The sequence below is a fragment of the Mesorhizobium sp. M4A.F.Ca.ET.020.02.1.1 genome (assembly GCF_004022645.1).
Lineage (GTDB): Bacteria > Pseudomonadota > Alphaproteobacteria > Rhizobiales > Rhizobiaceae > Mesorhizobium.
This window is the reverse complement of record NZ_RZOI01000281.1, coordinates 1-7,033: the sequence shown is the minus strand read 5'-3', so window position 1 is coordinate 7,033 and position 7,033 is coordinate 1. Positions and strand designations below refer to the sequence as shown.

The 7,033-nt window shown below is 65.0% G+C and carries 8 protein-coding genes; 2 read left to right on the top strand and 6 right to left on the bottom strand.

Annotated elements, in window-relative coordinates; translation table 11 throughout:
- Positions 1 to 848 (top strand): Gfo/Idh/MocA family oxidoreductase (locus tag EN742_RS18295; protein ID WP_148670141.1); only part of this gene is annotated, 848 nt, incomplete at its 5' end.
- A gap of 368 nt (positions 849 to 1,216) precedes the next feature.
- On the opposite strand, the gene EN742_RS18290 is transcribed toward EN742_RS18295, so the two are convergent.
- Positions 1,217 to 1,918 carry a YafY family protein gene (locus tag EN742_RS18290; RefSeq protein WP_127404898.1) on the bottom strand — a complete coding sequence of 234 codons (702 nt, stop codon included), beginning with the start codon at positions 1,916 to 1,918 and terminating at the stop codon, positions 1,217 to 1,219.
- A gap of 126 nt (positions 1,919 to 2,044) precedes the next feature.
- Between EN742_RS18290 and EN742_RS18285 the strand changes: the two genes are divergently transcribed.
- Positions 2,045 to 2,680: a LysE family translocator gene (locus EN742_RS18285; protein ID WP_127404899.1), complete on the top strand. Its 636-nt coding sequence runs from the start codon at positions 2,045 to 2,047 to the stop codon at positions 2,678 to 2,680.
- Between the two features lie 94 nt (positions 2,681 to 2,774).
- Here EN742_RS18285 and EN742_RS18280 read toward each other — a convergent pair whose 3' ends face one another.
- The 5 genes from EN742_RS18280 to EN742_RS18260 all read right to left on the bottom strand — a co-directional run bounded on the left by EN742_RS18280 (position 2,775) and on the right by EN742_RS18260 (position 6,988).
- Positions 2,775 to 3,866: a 3-deoxy-7-phosphoheptulonate synthase gene (locus EN742_RS18280; RefSeq protein WP_128333110.1), complete on the bottom strand. Its 1,092-nt coding sequence runs from the start codon at positions 3,864 to 3,866 to the stop codon at positions 2,775 to 2,777.
- 88 nt (positions 3,867 to 3,954) lie between these two features.
- On the bottom strand, positions 3,955 to 4,089 hold the full coding sequence (locus tag EN742_RS40030) for a hypothetical protein (RefSeq protein WP_281034974.1): 135 nt from the start codon (positions 4,087 to 4,089) through the stop codon (positions 3,955 to 3,957).
- Positions 4,090 to 4,318: 229 nt separating this feature from the next.
- Positions 4,319 to 5,113: an SDR family oxidoreductase gene (locus EN742_RS18270; RefSeq protein ID WP_127404902.1), complete on the bottom strand. Its 795-nt coding sequence runs from the start codon at positions 5,111 to 5,113 to the stop codon at positions 4,319 to 4,321.
- Between the two features lie 31 nt (positions 5,114 to 5,144).
- On the bottom strand, positions 5,145 to 6,137 hold the full coding sequence (iolG, locus tag EN742_RS18265) for an inositol 2-dehydrogenase (RefSeq protein WP_126057087.1): 993 nt from the start codon (positions 6,135 to 6,137) through the stop codon (positions 5,145 to 5,147).
- 80 nt (positions 6,138 to 6,217) lie between these two features.
- On the bottom strand, positions 6,218 to 6,988 hold the full coding sequence (locus EN742_RS18260) for an ATP-binding cassette domain-containing protein (protein WP_126057088.1): 771 nt from the start codon (positions 6,986 to 6,988) through the stop codon (positions 6,218 to 6,220).
- Between the last annotated feature and the right edge of the window lie 45 nt (positions 6,989 to 7,033).

The window sequence follows — 7,033 nt, the reverse complement described above, 5'->3', positions numbered from 1 at the left end:
TCGCCATCCTCGAAGCCGGCAAGCATCTCTGGTGCGAGAAGCCGATGGCGCCAGGCTTCACGGAAGCCGAGGCGATGGCAGAGGCGGCCGGGAAATCCGGCAAGGTGGCGGCGCTCGGCTACAACTACATCCAGAACCCTGCCATCCGCCATATCGGCGCGCTGCTCGAGGAGAAGATCATCGGCGAGGTCAACCATCTACGCATCGAGATGGACGAGGACTTCATGGCCGACCCCGAGGCGGCGTTCTTCTGGAAGCACGAGGCGGCGTCGGGCTACGGCGCGCTCGACGATTTCGCCGTGCATCCGCTGTCGCTGATCAAGGTGCTGTTCGGCCGCGTCGGCCGCGTCATGTGCGACATGGCCAAGCCTTATGCCGACCGCAAGGTCGCATCCGGGGGGCGCCGCGCGGTCGAGACCTACGACATCGCCAGCGTGCTGATGCATCTCGAGAACGGCATAGCCGGCACGCTGCTGGTCAACCGCTCGGCCTGGGGCCGCAAGGGCCGCATCGCCATCCAGATCTTCGGCTCGAAGGGCTCGATCCTCTACGACCAGGAGAGGTTCAATGAGTTCCAGCTCTACCTGACGGCCGACAGGCCGACCGAGCAGGGCTACCGCACGATCCTGGTGGCGCCGCACCACAAGCCTTACGACGCCTTCGTGCCGGCGCCGGGCCACGGCCTCGGCTTCAATGACCTCAAGATCATCGAATGCCGCGAGCTCCTGCTGCGGCTTGCCGGCAAGCCGGCGAGGATCATCGACTTCGACGAGGGGCTGGAGATCGAGCGCACCGTGCATGCGATGGCGCGCTCGTTCCAGGAACAGCGCTGGGTGGACGTGCGGTAATTTCACGTCGTTCGCCGACGCGAAGAAAGGTTGCCGGCTTTCCCGCGAACCGTCGCAAACGTTTGCGATTGGACGCAGCTTTCCGACTTCGTCATCCTTGGGCGTAGCGACGCGAAGCGGAGTGAAGACCCAAGGATCCATGCCGTTACCTCGGCCGAAGGATGCAGCGGCGCAGAATTCTGCACCTTCGCAACGCTTCAACGTCACGGCATGGATCCCATGGTCTGCGCCGCGTCGCTTCGCTCCTTGCTCCGCCATAGGATGACGACCTGATGGGCGTTTCGGCCAATCTCCGAGGGTTCCGAGATACCAAGGTAAGCACAACGCGACAGGTCGGAATTTCCGCGGTACGTATCTTGAGATCCCTCTCAGGCGCTCGCAGCCGATGCGTTGATCTCCCAGCCGTCCACCCAGACCTGCCGCAGCCGGTCGCCTTCGCCCTTGAACCATAGGCCCGCCAGCCGGCAGTCCTCGATGCGGTCGCTGCGGAAGTTGCGGATGGCCTGGCGCAACTCGCACCAGGCGACGATGTTGGCGGTCTCGGCGTAGTAGATGAGCGCGACAGGCCGGATGATGCGCTTCGTGTTGCGGCCCGCTTCATCGCGATATGAAAGGTCGAGCTTCTCCTCGTCGCGAATGGCACGGCGCACCAAGGCAAGATCGACCGCCGAAGCCGAAGGCGCTGCAAAACCCCAGGCGTGCAGAGCATTGGCGTCGAGCGTCTGGCGCAAGGGCGGCGGCACCGCGCCGGCGATCTTGGCGCTTACGCGCTTTGCGGCCTGCTTGAGCTCGTCGTCGCCGGTGCGCTCGAGCAGGGCCAGCGACAGCACGATCGCCTCCATCTCCTCGATCGAGAACATCAGTGGCGGCAGGTCGAAGCCCGGACGTAGGACGTAGCCAATGCCGCGCCCGCCCTCGATCGGAACGCGCATCGCCTGAAGTGCCGCGATATCGCGATAGATCGAGCGCACTGTCACTTCCAGCTGTTCGGCAATCATGGCCGCCGTCACCGGCTGCCTGGCCAGCCGCAGGATCTGGATGATCTCGAACAGGCGCGAGGCCTTGCGCATTTCCTTACCAGCTCCGAACGCAACTGACACATCCCCGTCAGTTGCGATGACCTATAGGGCCGCTTACCGGCTTGAAAATCAATAGATTCATTGGCGCCTTGCGGGGCGCGGCGACAGGCAACTGACATGGGCTATGCGGAAAATCTCTGGCTCTTCTTCATCCTGCTGTTCGGGATCATCGCCGTGCCTGGCATGGACATGCTGTTCGTGCTGGCCAATGCGCTGACCGGCGGCAGCAACAGAGGCCTTGCCGCGACCGGCGGCATCATGCTGGGCGGCATTGTGCACACGCTGAACGGCGCGATCGGCGTCGGCCTGCTCATGCATTTCGTACCGATCCTGTTCACGCCGCTGCTGGTCGCCGGCGCCGCCTACATGGCCTATATCGGCATCACGCTGATGCGCAGCTCCATCACCATCGGCCAGGACGGGCCTTCCGGCAGCCGTTCCGCCTGGAAGGCGTTTCGCCAGGGGCTGATGACCTGCCTGATCAATCCGAAGGCCTACCTCTTCATCCTCGCCGTCTATCCGCAGTTCCTGAAGCCGGATTACGGCCCGATCTGGATGCAGGCGACCGTCATGGGGCTGATGACGATCGCCACGCAGGCCGCCATCTATGGCGGGCTCGCGGTTACCGCCGGCCGCAGCCGTGAGCTGCTGGTCGCCAACCCGCAGGCGACCGTCCTTGCCGGTCGGGCGGCGGGGCTGCTGCTGTTCGCGGTCTCGGTGTTCACCGCCTGGGAGGGATTGAACTCGGCGTGAGCCTCAAGGGTCCACGCCGAGTTCCTTCCAGCATCCCCCATCTGTCTCGGCGCTGCGCGTCCGATCCACCTTCTCCCAGAGGGGGAGTAGGAAGTCAGGCCGCGCCCTGCCGGGTCGCCAGCATTTCGCGTTTCACGGACCGGCGCCATTCGACCGCGCCGGCAAGCCCGTGCAGCACCGTCTCGGTGGTCGCCCAGTCGATGCAGCCATCGGTGATGCTCTGGCCGTAGGTGAGCGGCTTGCCGGGCACCACGTCCTGGCGGCCGGTGACGAGGTTGCTCTCGATCATGACGCCGATGATGCGCTCGTCGCCGGCCGCCACCTGGCCGGCCACGTCGGCCGCCACCTTGGGCTGGTTCTCCGGCCTCTTGCTCGAGTTGGCGTGGCTGACATCGATCATCAGACGCGGCGCGACCCCGATGCGTCCGAGTTCCGCAGCGGACGCGGCGACGCTCACCGCGTCGTAGTTGGGCTGGATCCCGCCGCGCAGGATGACGTGGCAGTCCTCGTTGCCGGTGGTCGCCGCGATCGCGCTCCGCCCGCCCTTGGTCACCGCCATGAAATGATGCGGCTGAGCGGCCGATTTCACCGCCTCAGCGGCGATCCGAAGATTACCGTCGGTGCCGTTCTTGAAGCCGACCGGGCAGGAGAGGCCCGACGCCAGCTCGCGATGGATCTGGCTTTCGGTTGTGCGCGCGCCGATGGCGCCCCAGGCGACGAGGTCGGCGATGTATTGCGGCGTGGTCATATCGAGGAACTCGGTCGCCGCCGGCAGGCCGAGATTGTTGACGGCGGCGAGCACGTTGCGCGCCATACGCAACCCCTTGTCGATGTTGAAGCTGCCGTCGAGGTCGGGATCGTTGATCAGACCCTTCCAACCGACCGTGGTGCGCGGCTTCTCGAAATAGACGCGCATGACGATCTCGAGCCGGTCGGCAAGGGCTTCGCGCAGCGCCGCCAGACGGCCGGCGTAGTCCATCGCGGCGACCGGATCGTGGATCGAACAGGGGCCGACGATGACCAAAAGCCGGTCGTCGGCACCCGTCAGGATCGAATGGATGGCGTTGCGCGACGCGGTAACGGTGCGCGTCGCCGTCAGCGTGCGCGGTATCTCGCGCATCACCTCTTCCGGCGTGCTCAGTTCCTTGAGGTCGGTGACCCGAAGGTCGTCTGTGGTGGTCAACACGGCTTTCTGCTCCTGGTTAGGAGACCTGCCGGCTGAAACAAAAAAGCCGCCAGGTCTGGCGGCTTGTCGGACTGTTTTGCTGCAATCTTCAGATCGGGCGCAATCCTCCCGCCGCCAGCGAGCTACCGTAGCTAAAGTACCAAAACGAGGCGGTCAGGTGGATCATGCGGCTCATATAGTCGAAGCCGAAGCGTTTGTCACGTGTCGTGTTGTAGCGGGCCAATTGGCGAAACCGTTGATGACGGCGCCCCTCTCCCCGTCGCTATACGGAGAGAGGATGCCGGAAGGCAGGTGAGGGGCGGCGCCTACGGCAGAAAGACAAGGCCAGGCGGAGATATCGGCCTTCAACCTGAGTTTGGACCCATAGCTGTCAAAGTCGGCGCTGCCCCTCATTGCCCTGCCGGGCATTTCTCCCCGTATAGTGACGAAAGGGCTGGCCGCAGCGCCGGCCCTTACTCGCCGATCACGCCGGCGACGTTCTGGTCATAGTCGACCAGCGAGCCGGTCATGACGCCGGCCTGCGGGCTCAGCATGTAGGTGATCAGCCGGGCAAGCTGCGCGGGCTTGACCAATTGGCCCATCGGCTGCGCGGCCTCGGCCTTTTCCAGCCAGTCGTCCGGCGCGTCGTGCCACTTCTTCTGCACGATCGCCTCGCCCTCTGTGTCCATCCAGCCGGGCAGCACGGCGTTGCAGCGGATGCGGTCCCTCCGATAGGAGCTGGCGACATTCTTGGTCAGCGTCATCAGCGCGCCCTTGCTGGTCGAATAGGGCGTCAGGAAGGACTGTCCGGCATGCGCCGACATCGACAGCACGTTGACGATCGAGCCCGGCGCCTTACGCGCCAGAAGATGCGCGACCAGGCCCTGCATCAGGAAGAAGGGGCCGCGTACATTGGTGTCGAAAATCTGGTCGAAGACGTCCTCTGTCGTTTCGATAAGCGAGCCGCGCGCCGAGGTGGCGGCGGCGTTGACCAGCGCGTTCAGCGTGCCGAAATGCGCGATCGCCGTGTCGACAGCGCGCTTGCAGTCGGCGACCCTGGCGACGTCGGCGCTGATGAAGATGGCGTCGACGCCGCCGTTCTTCAGCGCCGCGACGGCCTTGTCGCCCTTCTCCTGCGAGCGGCCGACCAGCGCCAGCGCGCGGCAGCCCTCGTCGGCCAGCGCCTCGGCGACGGCGAAGCCGATACCTTGCGCGCCGCCGGTGACGATGGCGCGCGTTTCCGAATTGCGACCGGCCAAACCGCTCATCGCTGTTCTCCTGTGTTCGAATTCAAAAAGCTCAGTCGACGCGAACAGTCTTGCCGGTCTTCGCCGACTTCAGCGCGGCGTCCGCAAGCTTCAGCGCCACAAGGCCGTCCGTTCCGCTTGGCGCCGCCTTCTTGCCCTTGGTTGCCGCGCCGATGAAGGCGGCGATCTCGTTGGCGTAGGCGTCGAGGTAGCGGGTCATGAAGAAGTCGTGCAGCGGCGGGCGGGTGTAGCCCTTGTCGTTGGCAAGCTCGATCGACACCGGCCGCTGGTTCTCGGCGGCGACCATGCCCTTCGAGCCGTGCACCTCGATGCGCTGGTCGTAGCCATAGGTGGCGCGGCGCGAGTTGGAGATGACGGCCTGCTTGCCCGACGCGGTTTCCAGGATGACGCTGACCGAGTCGAAATCGCCGGCCTCGCCGATCTTCTTGTCGACCAGCACCGAGGCATGGGCGCTGACCGCCACCGGCTCCTCGCCGAGCAGGAAGCGCGCCATGTCGAAATCGTGGATGGTCATATCGCGGAAGATGCCGCCCGAGCGGGCGATGTACTCGAGCGGCGGCGCGCCCGGATCGCGCGAGGTGATGGTGACCATCTCGACCGCGCCAATGGCGCCGTCATCGATCGCCTTGCGCACGGCGGCGAAATGCGGGTCGAAGCGGCGGTTGAAGCCTACCATCAGCGTGGCGCCGGCCTTCTCGACCACGGCCAGGCATTTTTCCACGCGCTTGAAGTCGAGGTCGATCGGCTTCTCGCAGAAGATCGCCTTGCCGGCCTTGGCAAAGCGCTCGATGAGGTCGGCATGGGTGTCGGTGGGCGTGCAGATGATGACGGCGTCGATGTCCTTGGCCTTCTCGATGGCCTCGATGCTGCGCACTTCGGCGCCATAGGCCGAGGCCAGATCGCTCGCCGCCTTCTCGAAAGCATCGGCAACGGCAACCAGTTTTGCGTCGGGATTGGAGCCGACGGCGCGGGCATGGACCTTGCCGATGCGGCCGGCGCCGAGAAGAGCGAAGCGGATAGTCATGAATTGTCCTTTGAGGTGGTTCTAAAACATGTCCGCGCCTCTAGGCGCGGACGATCTGGTTGGTCCCGTCGTGACGCCCGTCAGGCCGCCTGGAGCTCCGCCTGCCCGGTCTTGGCGCCGGTGATGTAGGCGACGATGTCGTTGCCGTCGGTGTCCTGCTTGCGCAAATTGGCGACGATCTTGCCGCGCCGGAAGACGACGATGCGGTCGACCAGGTCGAACACCTGGCGCATGTTGTGGCTGATCAGGATCAGCGGTTCGCCATTCTCCTTCAGCGTGCGGATGATGTTTTCGACCTGCGCCGTCTCCTGCACGCCAAGGGCCGCCGTCGGCTCGTCCATGATGATCAGCTTGGACGCGAAGGTCGCGGTGCGGGCGATCGCCACGCACTGGCGCTGGCCGCCCGACATGTGGCGGATGGTGCTCGAGAGGTTCGGGATCTTCACCGCGGTGCGGACCAATGCCGCCTCGGTCGCCTTGCGCATGAATTTGCGGTCGAGGATCGAGAAGGGGCCGAGATTGAACAACACCTTCTCGCGGCCGAGGAAGAGGTTGGACGGCACGTCGAGATCGTCGGCGAGCGCGAGGTTCTGGAACACGGTCTCGATGCCGGCCTCGCGCGCCTCGATCGGCCCGGCGAAGTTCACTTCCTTGCCGTCGAACCAGACCTTGCCGTCGGTTCGCTGCTCGACGCCGGTGATCTGGCGCACGAAGGTCGACTTGCCGGCGCCGTTGTCGCCCATGATGGCGACATGCTCGCCCTTGCGCAGTTCGAAGTTCGCGCCTTCGAGAGCATGCACGCCGCCATAGCGCTTGGTCAGGTTTTCGGTCTTGAGAACGATGTCCGACATGGTCAAGCTCCTATCGCGCGGCGACGCTGGCGCCATTGATCGAGA